This window comes from Dyadobacter sp. HNCC25DJ187, assembly GCF_056895255.1.
This window is the reverse complement of sequence record NZ_JBXHAT010000001.1, coordinates 2,438,009-2,461,708: the sequence shown is the minus strand read 5'-3', so window position 1 is coordinate 2,461,708 and position 23,700 is coordinate 2,438,009. Positions and strand designations below refer to the sequence as shown.

The 23,700-nt window shown below is 42.8% G+C and carries 20 protein-coding genes; 9 read left to right on the top strand and 11 right to left on the bottom strand.

Annotated elements, in window-relative coordinates; genetic code table 11:
- Window positions 1–4 precede the first annotated feature (4 nt).
- Window positions 5–256, bottom strand: a complete 252-nt coding sequence (locus AC1XUE_RS10325; RefSeq protein ID WP_483355850.1) for a hypothetical protein — start codon at window positions 254–256, stop codon at window positions 5–7.
- Window positions 257–469: 213 nt separating this feature from the next.
- Between AC1XUE_RS10325 and AC1XUE_RS10320 the strand changes: the two genes are divergently transcribed.
- The 5 genes from AC1XUE_RS10320 to AC1XUE_RS10300 all read left to right on the top strand — a co-directional run bounded on the left by AC1XUE_RS10320 (window position 470) and on the right by AC1XUE_RS10300 (window position 6,388).
- Entirely contained in the window at window positions 470–1,225 is a 756-nt protein-coding gene (locus AC1XUE_RS10320) for a hypothetical protein (protein ID WP_483355849.1), read from the top strand.
- Between the two features lie 268 nt (window positions 1,226–1,493).
- Window positions 1,494–3,950 (top strand): bifunctional aspartate kinase/homoserine dehydrogenase I, encoded by a 2,457-nt coding sequence (gene thrA, locus AC1XUE_RS10315; RefSeq protein WP_483355848.1) that lies wholly within the window; start codon window positions 1,494–1,496, stop codon window positions 3,948–3,950.
- A 26-nt stretch (window positions 3,951–3,976) separates the two neighbouring features.
- Entirely contained in the window at window positions 3,977–4,915 is a 939-nt protein-coding gene (locus AC1XUE_RS10310; protein WP_483355847.1) for a homoserine kinase, read from the top strand.
- Between the two features lie 84 nt (window positions 4,916–4,999).
- A complete protein-coding gene (locus AC1XUE_RS10305) occupies window positions 5,000–5,326 on the top strand; it encodes a HesB/IscA family protein (RefSeq protein ID WP_483355846.1) in 327 nt (108 codons plus the stop codon).
- 162 nt (window positions 5,327–5,488) lie between these two features.
- Window positions 5,489–6,388, top strand: a complete 900-nt coding sequence (locus AC1XUE_RS10300; RefSeq protein ID WP_483355845.1) for a nucleotidyltransferase family protein — start codon at window positions 5,489–5,491, stop codon at window positions 6,386–6,388.
- Between the two features lie 474 nt (window positions 6,389–6,862).
- Here AC1XUE_RS10300 and AC1XUE_RS10295 read toward each other — a convergent pair whose 3' ends face one another.
- From AC1XUE_RS10295 to modA, 4 genes are all read right to left on the bottom strand, one after another.
- Window positions 6,863–7,540, bottom strand: coding sequence for an SGNH/GDSL hydrolase family protein (locus AC1XUE_RS10295; protein ID WP_483355844.1), 678 nt, complete (start codon window positions 7,538–7,540; stop codon window positions 6,863–6,865).
- Window positions 7,541–7,635: 95 nt separating this feature from the next.
- Window positions 7,636–8,529 carry a sulfate/molybdate ABC transporter ATP-binding protein gene (locus tag AC1XUE_RS10290; protein WP_483355843.1) on the bottom strand — a complete coding sequence of 298 codons (894 nt, stop codon included), beginning with the start codon at window positions 8,527–8,529 and terminating at the stop codon, window positions 7,636–7,638.
- Window positions 8,510–9,184 (bottom strand): molybdate ABC transporter permease subunit, encoded by a 675-nt coding sequence (gene modB / locus AC1XUE_RS10285; protein WP_483355842.1) that lies wholly within the window; start codon window positions 9,182–9,184, stop codon window positions 8,510–8,512. Before modB ends, AC1XUE_RS10290 begins: the two co-directional genes overlap by 20 nt.
- A gap of 13 nt (window positions 9,185–9,197) precedes the next feature.
- Window positions 9,198–9,950 carry a molybdate ABC transporter substrate-binding protein gene (gene modA, locus AC1XUE_RS10280; protein ID WP_483355841.1) on the bottom strand — a complete coding sequence of 251 codons (753 nt, stop codon included), beginning with the start codon at window positions 9,948–9,950 and terminating at the stop codon, window positions 9,198–9,200.
- 217 nt (window positions 9,951–10,167) lie between these two features.
- Here modA and AC1XUE_RS10275 point away from each other — a divergent pair, with 217 nt between their 5' ends.
- Both AC1XUE_RS10275 and AC1XUE_RS10270 read left to right on the top strand, forming a co-directional pair.
- Window positions 10,168–11,325 (top strand): pyridoxal phosphate-dependent aminotransferase, encoded by a 1,158-nt coding sequence (locus tag AC1XUE_RS10275; protein ID WP_483355840.1) that lies wholly within the window; start codon window positions 10,168–10,170, stop codon window positions 11,323–11,325.
- A gap of 75 nt (window positions 11,326–11,400) precedes the next feature.
- Window positions 11,401–12,258 (top strand): prephenate dehydrogenase, encoded by an 858-nt coding sequence (locus AC1XUE_RS10270; RefSeq protein WP_483355839.1) that lies wholly within the window; start codon window positions 11,401–11,403, stop codon window positions 12,256–12,258.
- 46 nt (window positions 12,259–12,304) lie between these two features.
- Here AC1XUE_RS10270 and AC1XUE_RS10265 read toward each other — a convergent pair whose 3' ends face one another.
- The 4 genes from AC1XUE_RS10265 to AC1XUE_RS10250 all read right to left on the bottom strand — a co-directional run bounded on the left by AC1XUE_RS10265 (window position 12,305) and on the right by AC1XUE_RS10250 (window position 18,767).
- Entirely contained in the window at window positions 12,305–13,696 is a 1,392-nt protein-coding gene (locus AC1XUE_RS10265; protein WP_483355838.1) for a Gfo/Idh/MocA family protein, read from the bottom strand.
- Window positions 13,697–13,782: 86 nt separating this feature from the next.
- Window positions 13,783–14,889 (bottom strand): GHMP family kinase ATP-binding protein, encoded by a 1,107-nt coding sequence (locus AC1XUE_RS10260; RefSeq protein ID WP_483355837.1) that lies wholly within the window; start codon window positions 14,887–14,889, stop codon window positions 13,783–13,785.
- Window positions 14,890–15,117: 228 nt separating this feature from the next.
- A complete protein-coding gene (locus AC1XUE_RS10255) occupies window positions 15,118–16,098 on the bottom strand; it encodes a LacI family DNA-binding transcriptional regulator (protein ID WP_483355836.1) in 981 nt (326 codons plus the stop codon).
- 182 nt (window positions 16,099–16,280) lie between these two features.
- On the bottom strand, window positions 16,281–18,767 hold the full coding sequence (locus tag AC1XUE_RS10250; RefSeq protein ID WP_483355835.1) for a hypothetical protein: 2,487 nt from the start codon (window positions 18,765–18,767) through the stop codon (window positions 16,281–16,283).
- 318 nt (window positions 18,768–19,085) lie between these two features.
- Here AC1XUE_RS10250 and pfkA point away from each other — a divergent pair, with 318 nt between their 5' ends.
- A complete protein-coding gene (pfkA, locus tag AC1XUE_RS10245) occupies window positions 19,086–20,060 on the top strand; it encodes a 6-phosphofructokinase (protein ID WP_483355834.1) in 975 nt (324 codons plus the stop codon).
- Between the two features lie 115 nt (window positions 20,061–20,175).
- Here pfkA and AC1XUE_RS10240 read toward each other — a convergent pair whose 3' ends face one another.
- A complete protein-coding gene (locus tag AC1XUE_RS10240; protein ID WP_483355833.1) occupies window positions 20,176–20,949 on the bottom strand; it encodes a YdcF family protein in 774 nt (257 codons plus the stop codon).
- Between the two features lie 105 nt (window positions 20,950–21,054).
- Here AC1XUE_RS10240 and AC1XUE_RS10235 point away from each other — a divergent pair, with 105 nt between their 5' ends.
- Window positions 21,055–22,461, top strand: coding sequence for a redoxin family protein (locus AC1XUE_RS10235; protein ID WP_483355832.1), 1,407 nt, complete (start codon window positions 21,055–21,057; stop codon window positions 22,459–22,461).
- A gap of 61 nt (window positions 22,462–22,522) precedes the next feature.
- Here the strand turns inward: AC1XUE_RS10235 and AC1XUE_RS10230 are convergent, their stop codons facing one another.
- Window positions 22,523–23,623 carry a lactonase family protein gene (locus tag AC1XUE_RS10230; RefSeq protein WP_483355831.1) on the bottom strand — a complete coding sequence of 367 codons (1,101 nt, stop codon included), beginning with the start codon at window positions 23,621–23,623 and terminating at the stop codon, window positions 22,523–22,525.
- Window positions 23,624–23,700 lie beyond the last annotated feature (77 nt).

Here is a 23,700-nt window from a genome sequence, read left to right as displayed (position 1 = left end):
ATTCCTACTTCGTACCCCGTACACTTTGCATGATCGTATCCGCTTTGACGTTACCTACCGTATCTGAGGCTATTGTGTCTGCTGGTGCGGTGGTCTGGCCGGGTGTCTCTGATTCATTAAAGTTTTCATCGTGGTTAAAGAAGCCTCCCCAAAATGCTATGAGCATCAGTATAACACCGACACCTAAAATCCATTTCCAGACATGTTTCGTGTTTTTAGTTGCTTTGGCTTCTTTATCTGTTTCTTGTCTGTTCATGACGTTAATGATTTAGTTCTGGTATCGTCTCTACCATTTTTGTACCAAAGTGGATTCTGATTATTCCTGAAATGTTTTTATAAAATTGTGTTGATAAAATTTCCCTTTACGAAGTATTTAAAGACACGTATACTAAAATGATTTTGATTCGTGTTACGTTAGGGGTCTGTTTCCACAGACTGCCACTTTTGAATACAATTGAAAAACCAGATTATGAAATATTGTTTGACAATACTGTGCTTTGTTTTTACGCTTGCTGCTTCGGATTGCATGGCTCAAAACAACAACAGAAGTTTTTTTTCTATAACAGGGGGATATAGTTTGCCGGTTGGTGAGCTCGCCCGTGAGCGACTCAATGATCCATTTGCAGGTCTTACGGGATCAGGTTATTATGGGCAGGTAAATTATGATTTTCGTATCGCCAGATGGTTCGGAATGAAAATTTCCGGAAGTATGAATCTGAATAAAACCAAACCTGAGCCTATTATTGAGCGGGCAAATGAATCGGTCGAACAAATTAAGCCGCTTATCAATGAAACATCAGGTCATTCCTGGCAGTCGGACGTTTCTAAATGGAAGTTTAATGCCATCATGATCGGACCGGCATTGTATATCAACTTGAATAAAGTTCAGTTGGAAGCACACGTTCAGGCAGGTTATGTGCAGGTTACGTCTCCTTCTGTGAATATGACCGGCACTTTTGAATCTGGCCAGAATAATATGATTGTTTCACTTCGTCCCGCGTCGACAAAAGACCTGGGTGTAGGAGCCGGGGCCAGTCTGAGGCTACCACTGGGGAATACACTCTATTTCCATTTGTCAGGGGATTTTTTAGCAACCGAAGCAGAACTGAAAAACGTGGCGATCAGTGTGAAAGTAGGCAACTATCCTGAACTGGGTGTTCCAATTAATGAAAAACGATTTGTAGGTGTTGCCAATGTAGGCGCCGGTTTTGGAATTATGTTCTAAGGTGAAGATTGATTTTTTTTTCTGAACGGAATGGCGGAAGCTGTTCCGTTTTTTTGTTTTTGAAGGATCAGATAATATGTTTTAGGTGTATTAAAGGGCATTTTTTGTTTTGGAGCAGTTGTTGTGAGCTATCAGAGTTACAGGTACATGCTGCTTTTCAGACTTGTGATGGATGATACGGCGTTTGAATTGTTATATTTGCAGAATTAAAGAAAGTGGCTCACAACCACTTGTTTCTCATTCTGCGAAAATTCGAATATTACGTTAAATGAAGGTTCTCAAATTTGGCGGCACATCTGTCGGTACTGTTGATAGTATAAAAACTGTAATAGACATTCTTGAAAATAACATTGCCAATGGCGAAAAAATAGCTGTTGTATTTTCTGCAATGGGGGGCGTAACCAATCGCCTGATCGAAATCGGTAAAATGGCCGCTGCCGGGAATACGGAGTATATTGAGTTTTTAAAAGTGGTTGAGGAACGACATTTCGCAATAGTACGTGGAATGATCAACGTGAAAAATCAAAGCAGTACGTTTGCTGCAGTACGTGGACTTTTCAACGAACTCGGTGATATACTTCGTGGTGTATCGTGGATACGTGAGCTTTCTGAAAGAACGCTTGATCTTATTATGAGCTTCGGTGAAAGGTTATCAACATTGGTAATTTCCGAAATATTAAAAAGCAGAGGTGTTGATGTTGAATTTTGCGATGCCCGAAACCTGATTCATACCAATGAAACTTATGGAATGGGCGATGTTGACTTCGAAGTTACGAATCGGCAAATCCTTGAATATTTTGCAAAAACTACTTCGTTACAATGTGTGACGGGTTTTATAGCGTCTACAACAGATGGTGTAACGACAACGCTCGGACGTGGCGGGTCTGATTATACTGCATCCATTATCGGTGCGGCTATTGATGCAACTGTAATTGAAATTTGGACTGATGTGGATGGTATGATGACTGCCGATCCGCGAAAAGTAGCCAATGCATTTACAATTCCATCTATTTCTTATGCGGAGGCTATGGAGCTTTCACATTTTGGTGCAAAGGTGATATATCCTCCGAGTCTGCAACCTGCATTCGCTAAAAATATTCCCTTAAAAGTATTAAATACGTTTAATACTGATTTCATCGGGACATTTGTGCAAAAGGGTGCAGAGAAAAAAGATTATGCAATTACAGGCATCTCATCTATAGATGAAATTGCGCTTGTGAATATTCAGGGAAGTGGAATGATCGGTGTGGCAGGTATTTCCGGTCGTTTGTTCACAGCTTTGTCAATGAACGAAATTAGCGTGATATTGATATCGCAGGCTTCTTCTGAGCATTCCATTTGTTTTTCTATTGATCCTAAAAACGCGCAACGCGCAAGAGAAGTACTTGAAAGAGAGTTTTCACACGAAATCGCGCTGGGTTATATAGATGGTATTTCTATCGAGAAAAACCTTTCCATTATTGCCATTGTGGGAGAAGGGATGAAGAAGAGTACAGGCGTTTCGGGTAAGCTGTTCTCTGTACTTGGAAAGAACGGTATCAACGTGGTAGCAACAGCACAGGGATCTTCCGAGCTGAATATTTCTGTTGTGATCGCAAAAAGTGATTTATCAAAAGCGTTGAATTCTATTCACGGCGTTTTCTTCCAGTCGGAGACCCGCTCTCTGAACCTGTTTATCGTGGGAGTAGGTTTAATTGGAAGTACATTGCTGGAGCAAATCAGAAATCAGACAAACTATCTGCGTGAGGAAAAGTTACTGAATCTGAATATTGCAGGCCTTTCTAATACCAGAAAAATGCTTCTGGACCCGGATGGAATCAGCACGGAGCATTGGAAGGATCGGGTAAGTGACGAAGGTGTGAAAACAAGTCTTCCGGCATTTGTACAGCGCATGATCGAGCTCAACCTGCCAAACAGTGTATTTGTAGATTGTACTTCGGACAAGGACATTGTACAATATTATAATATGCTGCTTGAAGCCAGTATATCAGTAGTTACACCTAATAAGGTAGCAAACTCAGGCCCGTATACAGAGTACACCGCGTTGAAGCGAACTGCCTTGAAACGTGGTGTTAAGTTCCTATATGAGACAAACGTAGGTGCTGGCCTTCCCATCATCAATACGATTCAGGGATTGATATCCAGTGGAGACAAGTTTCTGAAAATTGAAGCAATCCTATCCGGAACACTTTCCTATATCTTTAATTCATTTGGGCGGGGTATTCGGTTTGCAGATGTGGTAAAAGAAGCAAAAGTAAAAGGCTTCACTGAGCCGGATCCGAGAGAAGATCTGAGCGGAGCGGATGTGGCGAGAAAGATTCTCATTCTTGCCAGAGAGGTAGGTGTTCCTTTGGAATCCACAGACGTACATGTTGCCCAGCTTTTGCCGGAAAATTGCCTGGCTGCTCCTACGGTTGAAGATTTTTTTCAGGAACTCATTGTATCTGACGGATATTTTGGGAAACTTCAGGCAGATGCCGAAGCGCAGGGAGAAAAACTGAGATATATAGCAACGCTGGAAAATGGCAAAGCTGTGGTTGAACTGAGAACGGTCGATGCATCTCATCCGTTCTACACACTTTCCGGAAGTGATAACATCGTTTCGTTTACAACAGAACGGTATAAGGATCGCCCTTTGGTGATAAAAGGTCCTGGTGCAGGTGCTGAGGTAACGGCATCCGGTGTTTTTGCAGATATTATGAGCATCAGTAGTTATCTGGGATAATTAACTGATTGAAAAAATAAACTACAGTGAATTATATAAAAGCTTTTGCCCCCGCAACGGTAGCCAATGTAGCCTGCGGATTTGATATTTTTGGTTTTGCAATACAGGAGCCTGGAGATACCGTGGAAATCAGACGGAGAGATGAGCCGGGTATAATCATTACCGACATTACCGGAGATGACGGAAGATTGCCACGATCAGCTGAAAAAAATGCAGTAACCGTAGTGATGCTTCATTTGTTGAACCATCTCAATATGTCTGATTTTGGTTGCGAAGTTGTTTTGCATAAAAATATGCCCCTGGGTAGCGGAATGGGTTCCAGTGCTGCGAGCGCGGTTGCCGGCGTAGTGGCATTGAATGAATTGCTCGGAAGTCCGCTTTCAAGAAAAGAATTACTTCGTTTTGCGATGGAGGGTGAACGTATCGCCTCAGGTTCTGCTCATGCTGATAATGTAGGTCCTTCTTTGCTGGGAGGCTTTGTAGTAATCCGAAGCTATACGCCACTCGATATATTTTCTGTACCCGTGCCTGAGGATTTGTATTGCACTTTAGTACATCCTGATATTGAGATTAATACAAAGGATGCACGCTATATACTTCGGGATGAAGTTTCGCTGAAAAATACAATTGCACAGATGGGCAATGTTGCTGGCTTAGTGGCAGGATTAATGAAGTCGGATTATGAGCTGATCAGCCGTTCGATGGTAGATGTTATAATTGAACCTGTTCGTTCGATATTGATTCCAGGATTTAATGAAGTGAAAAAAGCTGCCATTGACAATGGTGCTTTGGGCTGTAGTATATCAGGATCCGGTCCCTCTATGTTTGCACTTTCCAGGGGTATTGAAAATGCGAGAAAAGCCGGCGAAGCTATGGTGAGTACCTTTTTGAAGTCAGGTATTGATGCAACAATGCACTTATCCGGAATCAACGAAGGAGGTGCCATAGTGTTGGAATCCTACTGATAATCGTGTAACTTTTTGAATTTTGATGAACTTTCTTAAATAACAAGGACGTTAATCATTTGCAATCATAAAAATGAATAGGCTATGGTAACTGTAAGCGAAACAGCCAAAAGTAAGATAGTAGAACTTAGAAATGCGGAAGGTCATCAGGATGACTATCAAATACGTGTTGGTGTTTTAGGAGGCGGATGTTCCGGCCTCACTTATAATTTGGAATTCAATTCTGACTCAAAACCTACAGATATGGTTTTCGAGGATAAAGGAGTTAAAATTATAGTGGATAAAAAGAGTTTACTTTACCTTGCAGGTACTGTTCTGGAATTCTCGGACGGACTGAACGGGAAGGGTTTTCAATTCATTAATCCAAATGCTACAAGGACCTGCGGTTGCGGGGAGAGCTTCGCTGTTTAGCAGATTTTAAAAATATTTATTAAACGAAACGCGTCATGAAATCTCATGGCGCGTTTCGTTTATACAGTATAATCAGGTTAATTTGCGTGACTGAATGGTTAGTAAATAACATCTAAAAAAACGTATTTTTCACTATACGCAATATTCAATAACAGGAATTTAATGAAACCAACACTTTTAATTCTGGCCGCAGGAATGGGTAGCCGTTATGGCGGTATCAAACAGCTTGATCAATTTGGGCCTAACGGCGAAACGATCATTGATTATTCGCTATTTGATGCTATTCGTGCAGGTTTTGGCAAGGTAGTTTTTATTGTTCGCGAAGAAATTCGTGAAAGTTCGGAGGCGATTTTCTCTCCTAAACTAGAAGGTAAAATTGATTTTGATTTCGCTATTCAAGGCATACAATCCTATGTTCCGGAAGATCTGGGTAAGGTTGAACGTGTAAAGCCATGGGGAACCGGCCATGCCACACTTTGTGCGTGGGAGCAAACAGATACTCCTTTTGCAGTAATCAACGCTGATGATTTTTATGGAAGAGAGGCATTTCAAACGATGGCTGACTTCCTGACAAACGATAAAAACGAGAATCAGCATGCCATGATAGGCTATGAACTCAAACGCACACTTTCGGAAAATGGAACAGTTTCCAGAGGGGTGTGTATCGAGAGAGAAGATCACAATCTGGAATCGGTTATAGAACGGACGAAGATATTTGAAAAGGATGGAACGATCTATTTTGAAGAGAATGATCAATTGACAGAATTAGCGCAGGAAACGCCGGTTTCCATGAATTTCTGGGGTTTCAAGCCATCGATGTTCCCTATTACCAAGGATTTGTTTGAAGTATATGCAAGAGAAAATCTGAATACACCAAAGGCTGAATTCTATATTCCGACTGTGATGACACATATCATCAAAAATGGTCTGGGCGATTGCCGTGTATTCCGCAGCCAGTCTGACTGGTTTGGTGTAACCTATCCGGAAGATAAGCCAATGGTACAGGCTGCTCTTTCTCCTCTTCATGAGAATGGGGTATATCCTGCCAAGCTTTGGGAGTAGCTACTTTTCGATCAGGGCGTTCCGGTCTACGCGACCCGGTCTGAACAGCGATAGCTGGTCTGCACGGAAGAATTAACCATGCTTGTTTTGGTTAATTCTGCACGGAAGATCAAGCAGTAATGTTTTAGTAGGTTTCACTTTTACCGTTCAGCCTGACTCCGTCATGCAGACCGAGTCAGGCTGAACGGGTCGCCTCCGGTCTGAACAGCGGTAGCTGGTCTGCACGGAAGAATTAGGTAGTGGTGCTTTTGAACGTTGCGTAATTACCGTTCAGCCTGACTTCGTCATGCAGACCGGGTCGCGTTCCGGTCTGAACAGCGATAGCTGGTCTGCACGGAAAAGTTAACCATGCTTGTTTTAGTTAGTTCTGTATGGAAAGATCATGCAGTAAAGCTTTAGTAGGTTGTGCTTTTGCCGTTCAGCCTGACTTCGTCATGCAGACCGAGTCGCGCAGACCGGGTCGCGCAGGCCGGGTCATTTCTGAACCAAAGCCTCCATCATCCTCTCCGCTAAAAACTTATTGCCATCGTCTGTCAGGTGAACGCGGTCTGATGTCAGGATTCCTTTTTCTTTATTCTCAGGATTATTTTTCAGGAGGTAGTCGCCAAAAGCCTTTCTCAGATCGCAAAGCTGTACATTATTTTTTGTCGCAATGTCTCTGATTAGTTTTGAATAGTAGTTCAAATCTCCATCCTGCGCGTTCGAATTGTCATTTCTTTCTCCGATAACTGTCGGCGTACATACAATCACACGGATATTCTGTGCCTTCATTTTACGAATCAGCGCATCGTAAAACTTTACATATTTGTCAGCATCCGTTCCCGTACCGTGAGAAGTCTTATGCCATACGTCGTTGATACCAACGTAAATAAATACCACATCCGGGTTTTTAGAAAGAACATCATCTTCGAGCCTCAGGTAGAGATCGTATACTTTATTTCCCCCGATGCCTGCACCGGCAAGTTCGTATTGAGCTGATTTTCCATTTGCTTTCAGCATTTCTGTCATTTTGGTAATATAACCAGAGGGGCCGACTCCTGCCTGTGTGATAGAATCACCGAAGAAAATGACTTTAAGTGGTTTATCCTGACGCATAGCGAGTAAAGGAAGTGCTATTAGTGCGATCTGAATCAGCTTATAAAAGCGTTGCATAAAAATGTGAGTTTAGTTTTTGAAAAAAGACGTATGCTATGAAAAGTTACCCTGAGTAGTTGTCCCCAAGTGAATATGAATAGATGAAACGTGGCTTAATTGTTTATCGGACGAATTGTAAGATGGTCGGGGTGGTATGAGACAGTGAAATGCCTGCCCGGATGCAGATGCTCTGCCTCCTGTTCCGACAAATCAAAAATGTGCATTTTATAATTGATCAAAGCATGTATCCGAACTACTTCCTGCAAACTGATCCGGGACAGAACCTCGCCGTGTAGTACAAGGTCCTTGTTATTGTGCTGCTCTTTAATGTAAACGTCTGCCGGCGTGCCGAAGCTGTCAAGCTTTCCTTCCTTAAGTATTGCAACATGATCTGCGAGCCGAAAAATTTCGCTCAGATCGTGCGTTACAATAATCATTGTGAAGCCGAACTTTTGATGGAATTTTAAAAGTAACTCCTGCAAATTTTCCCGCATGGAAGCGTCCAAAGCCGAAAGTGGTTCGTCAAGCAATAGCACGTCGGGTTTTCGAACCAAAGCTCTTGCTAAGGCTACCCGCTGTTGTTGTCCTCCGGATAATTGAAATGGCTTCCGATTTGCCAGTTCTTTTAATCCGACAGCGAAGAGTAATTCATGAATAATTCCGGTATCCCCGCCTTTCGGTAAAGCAAACAAGAGATTTTCTTCTACCGTAAGATGAGGGAAAAGCGCATAATCCTGAAAAACAAACCCTATATTTCTATTCTGAACAGGGACATTGATTCTGCTTTCAGTATTCAACCATACGTTTTCCTTGAAGCCGATGTATCCCGCGTCAGGTTGTGTCAAGCCCGCCAGCTGTCGCAGTAGAGTTGTTTTTCCAGCACCTGATGGGCCGGTAATAGCCAAAATATTTCCTGCTGGCAACGAAATCGATATCTCCATAGGCATAATTCCGCTGGCAGTGTGTAAGCTGTGGCTGATGTCAATTTCAAGCAGTTCTTCTGACACCTCGTAATCGGTTATTAATGGAGTAAACAATAAGTAAAATGACAAAAGTGATCAGAAACAAAACGAGTGCATATTGATTGGCGACGTCGTAATGCAGCGCTTCCACCTCATTATAAATAGCCACAGAGGCTACTTTGGTTACACCGGGTATATTGCCTCCGATCATCAGTACAACGCCAAATTCTCCCACAGTATGTGCGAAGGTGAGTACAAAGGCGGTCAGTATGGCTGGTTTCGAATTAGGTAACAGTACTTTTAAAAAGGTTTCGAGCCTTCCTTTGCCCAGTGTATAGGAAGCTTCTCTTAACGACTCCGGTAAGGATTGAAATCCTGCCCGAAGCGGGTAAACCATGAAAGGCAAACTGTAAATGATTGATGCGATTACAAGACCGGGAAAAGAAAAAACCAATCGCAACCCGATTGTATCTTCAATGAAGGAGCCAAACCAATAGGAGGGACTGAAAGCCAGAAGCAAATAAAAACCAATCACGGATGGGGGAAGAACCAGTGGCATTCCAATTAATGCTTCGATAATTCCCCTTGCTCTGAACTTCCCAAACGTAAGCCAATAGGCCAAAGGCAGTGCCACGATCAACAAGATTGCTGAAGTAATGGTTGCGAGCTTGAAAGTGAGCAATAGAGGCTGCCAATCCATTTTAACCTAAGAATTACTTGTATCCGTATTTTTTAAAGATAGCCTTTGCCTTGGCAGAATAGAGAAATTTGTAGAACTGTTCGCTGGTTTCCTTTTTGGGGGAATTATCACTGTGACGAAGTAAAATAGCAGCTTGTTCGATAGGTTGATATAAAGAAGAATCAACTTCAACCCAGTTCCCTATTCCTTTCATTTCAGGAGCCAGTACAATGGATAATGCGTTGAAGCCAATTTCAGCTGTGCCTGAAGAAATATATTGAGCAGTTTGAGAAATACTTTCACCATATACCAGCTTGGTTTTGATCTGCTCAAAATCGGGACGTTTTTTCAGAAATGCCAAAGCCGCTGCGCCGTAAGGGGCAACATCGGGGTTGGGGATCGCGATTTTTTTTACACTCGCATCAGTCAGAATATCGGCTGATAACTTCTCCACGGGTAATTCTTTCGACCACATCACTAACGTACCCAAGGCATAAACGCGCGGCTTTTCCTCGGCCCCGCCTTTATTGAAAATCTCATTAGGGTATTTGGTATCAGCCGAAACAAATACATCAAATGGTGCGCCCTGGCGGATTTGGGTAGTGAGTTTCCCTGATGAGCTGACTAAAATTTCTATCGGTTTGCCTGTTTCTTTCTCAAATTCCTTTTTGATTTCCTGCATCACGTACTGGACATTAGCGGCAGTCGCGACGATGATTTTGTCGGATGGTTTGGAACATCCGGCTGAAAGCAATAGCAGAAAGAGTATATATCGGTAAAAGTTCATAATGCTAAATTAACAGATTAACCTCAATACACGTCTTTTAAAGCAAAAGTTGATCTTCCCTATATTACTCTCGTGGCTTTATACTTTCAGAAGCAATAGATTGCATATCCTGACACTATGTGTGTAAGGGTAAAAATCGTAAATTGCGCCCCGTTTGGCGACATGCGCCATGGTAGCGTTCCATGTTATAGCCAGACAGAATTATTTACTGATCATAATGATTATAGAAACTGCACAGCGCACCCGTCAGACTTCAGAATACTACTTTTCTGTGAAGCTGGCTGAGGTACGGAAACTGATTGCGGAAGGGCACGACGTAATTAATCTCGGGATTGGAAATCCTGATATGATGCCTTCCAGCCAAACTATTGAGGCTTTATCCGAAGCGGCCCACAAATCGTTGGCGCATGGTTATCAGCCTTATACAGGTACTGTTAGTTATCGCACCGCAATCGCAGATTTTTATAAAAGAACTTATCAGGTCGATCTGAATCCTACATCTGAAATTTTGCCTTTGATTGGCTCCAAAGAGGGGATTACACATATTTCTTTGACTTTTCTTGATCCGGGCGACGAAGTGCTTGTGCCGGAACTTGGTTATCCCGCCTACCGTGCTGTGAGTAAAATGGTGGGAGCAGAAGTGATTGAATATCCACTCAGAGAGGATTTTGGTTGGCAGCCCGACTGGGAAGTAATGGCTCAGCTGGTTACACCGAAGACAAAAATCATGTGGATGAACTATCCGCACATGCCTACAGGTGCTCCTGCAACAATTGAATTGTTCGAAAAGGCAGTTGCTTTTGCCAAAGAACATAAGATTCTCTTGTGCCATGACAATCCTTATAGCCTGGTGCTGAATAAAAAAGCTCCTATAAGCTTATTGTTGGTGCAAGGAGCGAAGGAAGTTGCGATCGAGCTCAATTCTATGAGTAAGTCGCACAATATGGCGGGTTGGCGCATGGGCTGGCTTGCTGGTGCGAAACCTTATATCGATGCGGTGTTGACGATCAAGAGTAATGTCGACTCCGGAATGTTCTGGGCTATGCAGGAAGCAGCGGCGGCGGCTCTTGGTAACAGCGATGAATGGCATAGGGAGCGTAACGCTGTATACCAGGGACGATTGGAAGCGTCCGAAGCTTTTTTGCGTACTGTGGGCTGTACCTGGGATCCTGCTCAGGAAGGAATGTTCCTTTGGGGGAAATTACCCGATTCGGTAGAGTCTGCAGAAAAGCTGGTGAATAGTTTGCTGATAGAAAAGCACGTGTTCATAGCTCCTGGTTTCATATTCGGACCTAAGGGACAACGCTATATCAGATTGTCGCTTTGTATGCCTAAGGAGAGGATTTGGGAAGCTGTGGAGAGGATTAGGGAGTAGGGCAGAGGGTTTTGGGAGTTGTTGAAATATAATATTGAATTGGGGCTTTGTGAAGCCTCTCAATCGGGATAGGAAATGGTTATTAGTATAATAGGTGTGGGGTTGCTTGGTGGTTCCTTTGCTTTGGGACTACGTGAAAAATACCCGCATGTAAAGTTTATAGGGGTTGACGCTTCGGTAGTCAATCAAAAAATTGCGCTTGCAAAAGGGATTGTGGATGAGATTGCTACCCTGGATGAGGCGCTGAGTATATCAGAGTTGAATGTGCTGGCTACGCCTGTGGATGTGATCAATACCTTACTTCCTGATATGCTGGACAAACTTCCGGAGGGGGCAACGATTATGGATCTTGGTTCGACCAAAGAACTGATCTGCTCACTGGCCGACAATCATCCGAAACGTAACCAGTTCGTGGCGGTACATCCAATGGCTGGTACTGAGAATTCAGGACCGGGAGCAGCATTTAAGGAGCTTTTGGAAAACAAAAACGTCATCATTTGCGGAAAAGAAAAAAGTCACCCCGATTCGCTTGGTTTGGTAGAGGCATTTCTGCGTGATGTAGGTATGAAAATCCATTACATGACGCCGGTCGAACATGATCTGCATCTGGCTTATGTATCTCATTTGAGTCATATCAGTTCCTTTGCCTTGGGCCTGACCGTTCTGGACAAGGAACGTGACGAAAGAGCTATTTTTGATATGGCAAGCACTGGTTTTTCATCAACTGTAAGGCTTGCTAAAAGTTCTCCCCAAATGTGGGCGCCTATTTTTGATCAGAATAAGCAGAATGTATCCAAAGCACTTGAGGATTATATTGAACTGCTGAAAAAGTTCAAGCATGCGATCGATGACCGGGATACTGATACAAGTTTGTCATTTATGAACAGAGCCAATGATATTGGCCGGATTCTTGCGGGAATTGAGAAAAAATAAAATAGAAAAAACGCTGCCAAATTCGCATTAAGCAGCGTTTTTTCATTTAAAGTGACTTCATAATCCCCAATTCTCTCTTCTCCTTCCATCTGCCTCTGGTAAAATCAGGAAATTTAACTGCGACGCTTCCCTTACTCACCGACGTCTCTGAAAGTGGTATTACCGAGCTCCACGTTGCGGCATCATATACATCCATATCCATCGGACGACCCTGGTTAAGTGCGTCGATTATTCTGTAAATCAGAACAAAGTCCATTCCGCCATGTCCGCCGTTTACTTCAATTTCCTTTTTAAGTTTATCCCAGATCGGATGTTTGTACCTGCTCTTGTATTCGTTGTAGTCGGCCTGTTTCAGGAATTCATGACCTTTGTCGATAATGGATAATCTGCTTGGGTAACCTTCGTGGTAGGCATGTGTCCCGGCCAATGCGTTGATACGGTCGTAAGGGCGCGGCGAAACCACATCGTGTTTCAATGTAATCATCCGTCCTTTATTCGTTTTGATCATCGACGTGTTCATATCACCATGACGGATTGTTCCTTTGAAACCTGAATACGGGTGACCCGAAGGAAGCTTTTTGATACTTTCCGATAAAGAGGCTTCCACACTGCTCATTGAAACAATATGTTCGAATCTGTCACCACGCAGAATTTCAAGATATTGAGCTACAGGTCCCAGTCCGTGCATCGGATATAAGTTGCCATCGTGAGCAATATTTTCTTTCAATCTCCAGAAATCGTAGTAACCTTTCTCACTCAGCATCAGCTCAGTCAGGTTATGGATATAAGCTGCTTCGGCGTAAGTAAGCGTTCCGAATACTTCCTGCTGAACCATGTTCAGTACCCACAGCTCCTCATCACCGTAACAGACATTTTCCATCATCATGCAGTTGCGCTGGGTTTCTTCGGCAGTGTTGACCAATTGCCAGCATTCGTCCAGTGTCAACGCGGCCGGAACCTCAATCACTACATGTTTGCCTTGTTGCATGGCATACACCGCCATTGGAACGTGGTCGCGCCAGGGTGTTGCTATTACCACCAGATCAATATCATCCCGTTTGCACATCTCTTTCCAGGCATCCGGTTTGCCGGCATAAGTAATCGCATCCTGACCTTTGGCTTTAAGCTTGGCAGCTGCTTTTTCAACACGTTCCGGCTGGATGTCGCAGAGAGCGGTTACTTTCGCTTTATCAGGAAACAGGGCGGCAAACTGGCTCACGTGTCCGCTTCCACGTGCCCCGATTCCGATCAGTGCTACTTTCACTTGCTTAATAGGAGCCACCGCCAGATCAATCACAGATTTACCTTTTGCAGCAGGAATAATTAATTCATGTTCCAAAGGCTCAGTAATTTGAGTCTGACTGGTAAGTCCATAAAGGCCCACACTTCCAAGCAGACCTTTTTTTAGAAAACTTCTACGTTCTTGAACAGATTTCATGGTTTTGAAAGGCTAAAGTTTAGGAAATGCCTGCTATTACAGGAGCGCAACAGCAGGATATTTATCAGGATTTAGGAATAGTATTCTTATGCTGATTCCAGGACGTTACTAGTTGTGCCCTCGTCCACATGGATAATATATGCTGCTCCACCGGCTCTTTCTATAGCTTCGGCAACTTGTTCGGGTTTTTCGGGTGCATAGGCAAACATACAGCCGCCACCACCAGAGCCGTTAATTTTCGCACCCAATGCACCTGCGGCAAGAGCGGCGTCGATCATACCATTGATTTTCGGGGTAGATACTTTTTTGGCATCTCTCAAACTTTGCTGATGTATGTTAAGCAACTCTCCGAATCTCTGATGATTGAGCGTGTCGTTGCGTAGCATTTCAAGCGCTTCTATCAACACATCTCTGTCTGAGAGGTTACCTTCTAACAACGTATATTCTACATCTGTAAGCAGGGTTTTATAGTCGGGAGTCAATGCTGCCGGGAATGTATGTAGAGAAAATGCCGGATCTCTTTTTCTTATTTTTTCCAGTGCATCCAGCATGCCATATTTTACATGTTTCAAAATGCCAAGTGTATCCTTTGCCTGGCGGGAATCTCCCAGTACAAAACTGCCCAGCGAGGGTTGGAAATTTTCGAGTTTTACAATTGGCTGAGATTGTAGATAAATCACTCCTCCAACCGAAGTGGAATAGTGATCCATCATGCCACCAGGCTCGCCAAATTCGAGCACTTCAGCCTTGTGAGCCAGCTCACCGATTTCTGTCCGTGTTCGCGGAGAAGGATTGTCGGCCATGCGAGTCAGCCAGTTGATCCATGCAACCAGTAATGCCGATGAGCTGGATGTGCCCGAATTGATCGGGATGTTTCCGTGTACAGTTACCTCAAATCCTTTTGAAAACTGATAGCCTTCGCGGGTTAGGACATTTATTGCACTTTTGAAATAGTCACGGGGACTTGTGTAAGGTATTTCAGATTGTAGTTCAAAAATTTCCTTTTGATTGATATCCGGTAAATGGATCACCACCTGCGCATCGCTTCTGAAACCGCCATTGATGGCAATCCGACGCGATATAGCTGCTGCAATAACAGGTAAGCCCAGATAATCCTGATGTTCTCCAAACAGACAAATCCGACCGGATGCAGAAGTTGTCAGCGGGGAACTAACCGAAGTATCGGAATGCATGCGGCTACTTATCATTGATTTGTCAGAGCTCATAAGTAAATGTATATTTCTGTGGAAAGTAAATGAAGTTGTGTTCTGATAAAATTGAAGAAAAATAGGTGCGCAACCGATTGAAATGGCTGCCCAATCGTTTGCGCAAATTTGCGCAAATTCCGAAAGGTGCTGAGAAGTAGTAGATTTTAATCCAGACTTATACAGACATTAATTATGAATAACTATTGCCTCCATTTATCTGATAATTAGTTTTGGCTCAATCACAATCTCTCTTGGAACATAGGTGTCAGGATGCTCCATCGCTTCCAGCAGTAGTCGGGCAGCCTGGCTACCCAGCTCGCCCGGGAACTGCTCTACAGTGGCAATAGGAGGGTTGTCCAGATACGAACAGAATGATAAATTTGAAAAGGTCACAAAGCTGATATCACGATCCATTTTTAATCCCCGGTGCTTACATACCTGCATAGCGTCAAGCGCTATGTAGTCATGAAAAGCAAAAATGACTTTGGGAGGAATTTCGAGATTCAGGAGTTCATTTATTTTGAGAATCGTATCTTCTTTGGTAAGATTCAGGTTTTTGATGAAATGTTTGTGAGTAGGAAGATCATGGTATTTCAAGGCATCAATATATCCTTTTTCTCTTTCGGAAGTAGCCTGCAAAGAGTTAGGGCCGTTCATGAGTGCAATGTTCGTGTAGCCTTGTAAGATCAGAAATTGCGTCAATTCAAATGCTGCTTTGGTAATATCTCCGTATACCGCCCCATATCTGGGATGCTTCAATATTCTGTCAAAAAATACGATGGGCACCTTGTGTGTAGCCTCATTGAAATGGCTTTTATTATAAGTTTCAGAAGCGAGGGAAACCAGTATCCCATCCACACCGTGCCTGATGAGTGAGTTGATAGCCGTAGCCTCTCTTTCATAGTCATTTCTGGATTGCATCACCACCATGTTATACCCCTTTTCCGAAAGTGTTTCCTCTATGCCTGAAAGTGCAATGGAAAAGTATTGTTCCGTAAGATAAGGAAGCACCACACCCACATTATAAGATTTCTTATTCTTAAAATTGATAGCTCTGCTATTGGGTTGGTAGTGGAGTTGTCGGGCCAGTTTCTGCACTTTTTCGGTCGTCTGGGCACCAATTCTCGGATGATTCTGCAGTGCACGGGAAACCGTTGAAACGGATACGCCAAGTTCTTTGGCAATTTTTTTCATGGTCAAACTAGCGTGCATATCATCATAGGTTGTTCTACATCAGCAATGGTTTCAAATATACAAAATGCGAAAAAAAGAGCGATTATTTCAGTTGAAATGATAAATTATTACACCCCTGAAAACAAGAGAGCAGATACCTGAGTACCTGCTCTCTCTCTCTCTTACCCAAAATATTAATGCCCTCAGGCATTGTTCTTACGTTTTGCCTCTACAAAGAAGGCCCCTGCGATTAGCGCTACAAGAAGAATTGAACTGACAAGATCTATTTTTTTACCCGCCGCGACAGATACCGGCTCAAATTTGAATACGATGGTATGTTTCCCTGCGGGTACCCTCAAAGCCCTCAGTACATAGTTGGCACGTAGCAGATCGGCTGGTTTGCCATCTATAGTGACTTGCCATTCGTTTCTCACATTGTAATAAATCTCAGAAAATACAGCCAGACCTTCACTTTTAGAGTTGCTCTCATAAGTCAGTTCATTCGGCTTATAGGTAATCAGACTTATTTTGTCAGTGGAATCTTTCTGAAGTGTCAGGCCTTTTAACTTATCATCGAATTTCTGATCCAGAACTGCCTCTTCTTTCGTTTTTAAAGAATCCAATGCGGCCATTTCTGCATCTGCATTAGCCACTACTTTGTAGCTGTTTACAAACCAGGCATGTCCGTTAGCATCAGGATTAGGTTGTGCCACTTTATTGCCCTGTTGATCAGCGGTAAGGATATACTTGGTATTCAGCATATTTAAAATACCTGGATTGGCATTCGGTTTCGAAATTTGTCTTTCGAACAACTCCTGATACCTGCGTAATTTGGCTCCGTGATAGCCACCTATTGATTTGTGAAAATAACTTGCATCTGCACTGTTAAACGGGCCTTGCTGAGAAGATACGTCCAAAACCTTATAGTTAGGATCCGGATCTCTCATAATTTGCTCATCTGCAGCACTTGGAGCTGCTTTCGCTTCTGCTGCGTAACTGCTCACAAAGTCATCATTGTTCAGATAACGCTTGTCAATACCAAACATGTCAATGATCATCAGTATGATCAGCGCAGGGTAGAGTAGCAGAGGCTTTACTTTATCTTTCATCCAGAGCCAAACCAATCCTGCCGTTAATAGTATAAATATCAGACTTCTGAAAGCATCACTTCTCATCAAACCTGCACGGTCCTGAACTATGGAGTTGACAATTTGCTGCGCGAAGTTTTTATCCTGCGTCATCTGTGTGAAACTTTCAACTACCTGAGCATCTTTGGAAGACTGGAAGCTAAAAAAAAGTGTAGGCATCAGCGCTAATATGAGCATTAGTCCGCCTGTAATTCCTAATGAAATCAAAAATGGTTTTTGTAGTTCTTTCCAGAAAATGGTTTTTCTGACAACTGCAGAAAGAGCCAGGACAGCCAGAATGATCATCAGCAATTCTGCTAACGACACCACCATTGTTATTGCCCTGAACTTGTTGAACATCGGGAAGTAATCAAAAAACAGGTAGTTAATTCCCGCCATACTTTTTCCCCAGGCCCACACAATATACAGTGCAGTTACACCCAGAATCCAGTATTTAACCGGATGTCTGATGATAAAACATCCGAGCACGAACAGGAAAAATATGATAGATCCCAAATAATACGGACCGCCCATAATAGGCTGTTCACCCCAGTAAAGCGGCAGTTGTTGCACAACGTTCAATGCTGTGGCTCCATCCACGCCACGTCCGACAAGGGTTTTATAAGTCTCTGATGTATTGCTCAACGGTCCATACGAAGTCCCGCCATAGGCATTTGGAACTACTAATGTCAATATTTCGCCAATTCCATAACTGTATGTAAAGGCATATTCTTTATCCAATCCATCTTGCTTGGAAACGTTTTGAGCATCTATAGGGCTCAACTCTGATTTTCCTCTGATGGTCTCTTTGGTGTAATCTGATGCATTCCAAAGTCTGGTTGTATGTGTACCCACCGCTACGATTACAGCAAATCCCAACCCGAAAAGCACCAAGGTCAATTCTTTGATTCGTCCATTTTTAATCAGCGCGATACTCTCTATAACCACTAAAACCGCTACTCCAATGCCCAGATAATAGGTGATCTGAACGTGGTTGGCATACAGCTCAAGGGAAAAGAAAAGGGCTGTTACAGCTGCTCCGACGAGCCAGTTTTTTCTGAAAGCAAGAAAGACGCCCGCCAGTACACCAGGTGCATACATCACTGCAATGATTTGGGAGACGTGACCGGCTTCGAGATTGATAATATTAAAAGAGGAAAATGCAAAGGCAATAGCACCCAACGCAGCTACCCAGCCACTGGCTCCCAGTACCAGAAAGAGTACATAAGCGCTCACCAACCCGGTAAGCAGGTAATTGGCAGGGGCGGGTAAGATTTTATTGATACCTTGTCCCAACTTGGTCGGTAGACTGGTTACGTAATCGGTACCGATCATATACGCCGGCATACCACCGAACATACTGTTGGTCCACTGTGACCATTCCCCTGTTCGCTCGTGATAAGTAACTACTTCTCTCGATGCTGCTCTGGCTTGCTGGTCGTCATGCATATTCAGTCTTTTGCCTTGTAACACCGGTGAGACGTAAGCAAGGGATAGGATGATGAAACCAACTACTGCCACCAAATGAGGCCAGAGGCGCTGCCAGGAAAACAAATTTTTCATTTTAATAATATTAGCTGAATCAGTCTTGATACTTTAAGCGGAATGGAAAGCGAATTATTTTACAAATATGACTTTTCACTCAGAAATAGTTGATACAAGCCCTGTAATTGAAGGTTAAATTTTTATTAACTCGCGCAAAGATAGAAGTAATGATATATGTTTATGATGTTAAAAACGAATCTTATTTTGGTATTTTTTTAATAGAATTCCTGTATAGACGGTATATTTTAAGAAAATACCAGATAAATTTGTGGAAATTGCGCCTTTAGTGATTACAATGCGTTTTGTAGCAATTGCAGAGAAATAACCTATAAATAAATGAAGAGAATTGGAGTTTTTACCTCAGGAGGAGATGCACCCGGGATGAACGCCTGCATCCGCGCCGTCGTGAGAGGAGCTGTATACCATGGGATCGAGGTTTATGGAATCAGAAGGGGTTACAATGGGATGATCAATGGTGAAATGTCTAAAATGGACTCACACTCTGTGAGTAATATTGTTCAAAGAGGTGGTACAATCCTGAAATCTGCACGTAGCAAGGAGTTCATGACACCCGAAGGAAGGAAGAAGGCCTACGACAATCTGATGGAGCTGGGTATAGAAGGACTGGTTGCGATCGGCGGAAACGGTACTTTTACAGGTGCTATGATTTTCGGCAACGAATATGGAATTCCTACCGTTGGAGCGCCAGGAACGATTGATAACGATTTGTACGGAACCGACTACACCATTGGTTTTGATACTGCTGTGAATACGGCTTTGGACGCGATCGATAGAATCCGTGATACGGCAAGTTCTCACGACCGTATATTTTTTATCGAAGTAATGGGCCGTGACTCAGGATACATCGCAGTTCAATCTGGTATTGCCGGAGGTGCTGAACTTGTGATGGTGCCGGAAGTATTGACACCGATTTCCGAGGTAGTTGAAACATTAAAGCAGGGTTGGAGCCGTTCTAAATCTTCGTCGATCATCATCGTAGCAGAAGGAGACGAAGAAGGAAGTGCAGTAGAAGTAGCCGAAAAAATCAAGCAGCAGGTAAGCGAGGATGCCGATATCCGTGTAACGACTCTTGGTCACACACAACGCGGAGGGCCACCTTCTGCTTATGACCGTATACTGGCAAGCCGTTTGGGATTGGGTGCTTTGGAAGGACTGATGGCCGGACAAAAAAATGTGATGGCTGGTATTATCAATAATGATTTGGTCTATACTCCCTTTGAGGATACAATCCGCCTTCCGAAGCCAATCAATGAGGATTTGCTAAGAATGGTTAAGATTCTGAGTGTATAATAAGTTAGAAAAATAAGTAAGGTTCTTTCGAACCGGTTGCGAGAATAGTCAGGGATAGTCATTGATGAATGATTAATCTCATTGATCGGGTGATTATATCCTATGACTATTTCAGCTAGCAATAGCCCATCAGTTTGTACGTAATATAGCCTACCCATTCATGCCAGAGTGCGTTTAATTCGGATAGTGCCTGGGTGTCGGGTATGAAAAAGTTCCCGAAGTTAAATTCATACTCTCGTGCGCTGTAATTGGCCGGATAAGCATCCGTAGTCATGCCTACTTTATCAAAGCATTTTTTTGAACGTCTCAGGTGAGAGGCCGTAGTAATAAGCAGATAATCTGCATTTGGAAACTTCGCTGTGAGAATACGTTTTGCATTCAGGGCATTTTCCCTGGTATTACGGGCTTGTTCCTCAAAGAGAATATCTTCCGGCCTTACTCCCCATTTGGTCAGCATGTATGCGGCTTGTCTTGTTTCTCCCATATTTTGAGCCATTTGATTAGGAAGACTTATTCCTGTAATGAATATCTTTTTAATTTTTCCAGCTTTGTATAATAAAAAAGCTTGTGTAAAGCGGTCACTGTTACTACCCATGGTCGCATGATCTGCCCCCGGTGGCATCGAAGCAATCATTCCTCCGGACAATACAATCCCCACATCGTAAGTTTTCTGGATATCACTGATGTTGGTAAATGGCCATTGCCACCATTGAGATGCCTTATTGACAATCCATGTATTGGATATGAGTAAAAGCCAGAAGAAGGAAATAAGGAGTACAGTTTGCTTCCTTTTTTTATTTTTAATAAAAATTGTGGTAACAAAAAGCATCAGGAAAATGCTAAATGGCATAATCAGGAAGACGATAGCTTTTGATAGAAAATAAAACATTTGGATAAGAACGGAGCGTATGTTGTCGTTTTGAAGTTAATTTTGTCTGAAAGATAAAGCGTGAAACTTTATTATAACAATTGTAACCAAACAGGATTTTTTCTGATGAAGTATTTTTCCCGGATAACGGTATTGTCATTATGCCTTACCATGGCATTTTTTGCCCGGAGCTTCGGCCAGGGATATGAGATTGAAGCACGTATCAAAGGCATCAAGGACTCGTCTCTTATTTTAGGACATTATAGCAGAAGCAGTACACAATTTGTGCCAAGGGATACCGCAAAAGCAGATGCGGAAGGTAAAGTGGTTTTTAGCGGAACGAAAGAACTTCCTGGTGGATTATACGTAATACTTTTTCCGGGCAACAAAAATTGGGTAGAGTTACTTTATTCCGGTAAGGAGACCAAATTTTCAATCAGTACTGATACAACCGACGTGATAGGTAATATGAAAATCACTGGTTCAAAGGAGAATGAATTATTCTATGCTTATCAGCAGGAGTTGAAAAAACGGGCAAAAGAAATGGAGGAAATTCGGAAGGCTGGCGGAGCAAATGCTCAACAGCAACTTACTGCCTCTCAGATGGAATTTAAAGCTTTTCGAGATAAGTTGCTGAAGGATAATAAAGAATCTTTTACAGCCAAATTACTGAAAATGTCTTCAGATCCTGAAATTCCTGCAGCTCCGAAACTTGCTAATGGTAAAGCGGATTCAGTGTGGGTATTCAACTATTACAAAGCACATTACTGGGATGATTATGATTTCGCTGACCCGCGTATACTGAATACCCCATTTCTGGAACCAAGACTCGACAGATATCTGAAAAATCTGGTTGTACAAGTGCCTGATTCATTAATTAAAGATGCTAATAACCTTGTAGCGAAGACATTGCCTGGCAGCGATATCAGATCTTTTGTTGTTTTCCATATTACCAACCAATACGAGAATCCCAAAACAGTTGGTACGGAAGCTTTATGGGTACACATGGCGGAGAAGTATTATTTGTCTGGACAAATGGGCGTTTCTGAGGATACCAAAAAACGTATTGCCGAGAAGGTGGCGACTTTGAAGCCTCTATTGGTGCACAAGACATTCCCTGCATTGACTTTAACAGACGAGACCGGGAAAAAAGTGAGTCCGCAAACCATGCCGGCAGAATACACCGTTTTGTTTTTCTATGCCCCGACCTGTGGTCACTGTAAAGAAGCTTCACCAAAAGTGAAGGAGTTTTACGAAAAAAATAAAGCAAAGGGTATTAAAGTGATGGCCATATCTATCGAGCATGATGTGAAGGAATGGAAGTCATTTATTGAAACCAATCACCTGGATGGCCTAGTAAATGCCTATGATCCCCTTAAACAGATTGATTTCAACAGAAAGTTTGATGTGGTGACTACGCCGACGGTCTATATTCTTGATAAGAATAAAAAGATCATTGCACGGAAAATGCCTGTGGAGCAACTTGAAGATTTTATGAATTACTATCAGAATAAGGTAGGAAAGAAAATCTGACAGCTGACAAAACGATAAGTAACGGCTCCGGTGATGTGCAATCGCCGGAGCCGTTTGTTTTTTACAAGAATGTGATACAGATCGGTGCTTTGATGGAGACGCTTTCCTGCTTGAACGCCATTTTTCCAGTTTGCTCATCTACAGTATATACTGTAAGGTTATTTTTATCCTGATTTCCCACAATCATATATTTTCCTGAAGGATCAAAATTGAAGTCTCTCGGAATTGAAATTCCTTTTGTCGCTTCGTCCACTTTTTCTAATTCACCATTGGACAAAATCCGAAACGCACTGATGGAATTGTGGCCCCTGTTAGAAACATATACGAATTTTCCGTTGGGGTGAATATGCACAGCTGAGCTGGTATTGCCGGTTAGACCTGCCGGTACAGTTTCATAAGCTGTAAGTGCTTTAATTACTCCTTTGCTATCCACGGTACAAGAGGTCACAGTGGCATCAAGTTCATTGAGCAGATAAAGGAATTTCCCTGATGGGGCAATGGCAAAATGGCGTGGCCCTGCTCCCGGTTTTCCCTGGTAAAATGCCTGAGCCGGATTGGGAGATAGCTTTCCGTTAGCCGTATTTACCACATAATTCATAATTTTATCGCTGCCCAGATCTGTCACATATACATACTTTCCGTTCGGACTGGTTGTAACAAAATGTGCATGCGCTTTTTCCTGCCTTTTTTCATTCGGACCTGATCCTGTAAACTGTTGGGTATAGGAAGGTGCCTGAACGGATCCGTCAGCGTTCAACGGATATGCTGAGAAACTTCCTCCGGTATAGTTCGCAAGAAATACCATTTTGCCGGATGGATGTACTGACACATGACATGGATTTGCTCCTTCTGATGACTGGCTGTTGACTTCTTTAAGTTTTTGATCTGTCTGAATTGTATATGCTGTAATTTTATTCGCACCGGATACTGCATATAGTTTTTTCTTATCAGGCGCAATGGCGATGTAACCCGGACCATTCGCATTCACCGTAGAATCCACCACTATGATTTTACCCGTGGCAGGATCAAGGTGGCAAAGCGTGATGACCGAATTGTCATTTTTGTCTCCCGTTCCCACATAAAAGGTGATCTGGCTTTGTGCGAATGTCGCTATCGAAATGATCGAAAGCAGAACTATAAATGTAAATCTGAGCTTTTTCATATAGATATTTGAATTTGACCTTGCTTGTACCCTTTGCCAAAAGCGTAGCGTACATGGATTATAATGTAAAGAAAACT

Excerpts from the sequence above, each read along its gene's own strand:
- AC1XUE_RS10260 (WP_483355837.1), bottom strand. The coding sequence starts at position 14,889 with ATGCATTCCGATACTTCGGTTAGTTCCCCGCTGACAACTTCTGCATCC.
- AC1XUE_RS10320 (WP_483355849.1), top strand. The coding sequence starts at position 470 with ATGAAATATTGTTTGACAATACTGTGCTTTGTTTTTACGCTTGCTGCT.
- AC1XUE_RS10300 (WP_483355845.1), top strand. The coding sequence starts at position 5,489 with ATGAAACCAACACTTTTAATTCTGGCCGCAGGAATGGGTAGCCGTTAT.
- pfkA (WP_483355834.1), top strand. The coding sequence starts at position 19,086 with ATGAAGAGAATTGGAGTTTTTACCTCAGGAGGAGATGCACCCGGGATG.
- modA (WP_483355841.1), bottom strand. The coding sequence starts at position 9,950 with ATGAACTTTTACCGATATATACTCTTTCTGCTATTGCTTTCAGCCGGA.
- AC1XUE_RS10255 (WP_483355836.1), bottom strand. The coding sequence starts at position 16,098 with ATGAAAAAAATTGCCAAAGAACTTGGCGTATCCGTTTCAACGGTTTCC.
- AC1XUE_RS10265 (WP_483355838.1), bottom strand. The coding sequence starts at position 13,696 with ATGAAATCTGTTCAAGAACGTAGAAGTTTTCTAAAAAAAGGTCTGCTT.
- AC1XUE_RS10240 (WP_483355833.1), bottom strand. The coding sequence starts at position 20,949 with ATGTTTTATTTTCTATCAAAAGCTATCGTCTTCCTGATTATGCCATTT.
- AC1XUE_RS10270 (WP_483355839.1), top strand. The coding sequence starts at position 11,401 with ATGGTTATTAGTATAATAGGTGTGGGGTTGCTTGGTGGTTCCTTTGCT.
- AC1XUE_RS10325 (WP_483355850.1), bottom strand. The coding sequence starts at position 256 with ATGAACAGACAAGAAACAGATAAAGAAGCCAAAGCAACTAAAAACACG.
- AC1XUE_RS10250 (WP_483355835.1), bottom strand. The coding sequence starts at position 18,767 with ATGAAAAATTTGTTTTCCTGGCAGCGCCTCTGGCCTCATTTGGTGGCA.
- AC1XUE_RS10305 (WP_483355846.1), top strand. The coding sequence starts at position 5,000 with ATGGTAACTGTAAGCGAAACAGCCAAAAGTAAGATAGTAGAACTTAGA.
- thrA (WP_483355848.1), top strand. The coding sequence starts at position 1,494 with ATGAAGGTTCTCAAATTTGGCGGCACATCTGTCGGTACTGTTGATAGT.
- AC1XUE_RS10230 (WP_483355831.1), bottom strand. The coding sequence starts at position 23,623 with ATGAAAAAGCTCAGATTTACATTTATAGTTCTGCTTTCGATCATTTCG.
- AC1XUE_RS10275 (WP_483355840.1), top strand. The coding sequence starts at position 10,168 with ATGATTATAGAAACTGCACAGCGCACCCGTCAGACTTCAGAATACTAC.
- modB (WP_483355842.1), bottom strand. The coding sequence starts at position 9,184 with ATGGATTGGCAGCCTCTATTGCTCACTTTCAAGCTCGCAACCATTACT.
- AC1XUE_RS10235 (WP_483355832.1), top strand. The coding sequence starts at position 21,055 with ATGAAGTATTTTTCCCGGATAACGGTATTGTCATTATGCCTTACCATG.
- AC1XUE_RS10295 (WP_483355844.1), bottom strand. The coding sequence starts at position 7,540 with ATGCAACGCTTTTATAAGCTGATTCAGATCGCACTAATAGCACTTCCT.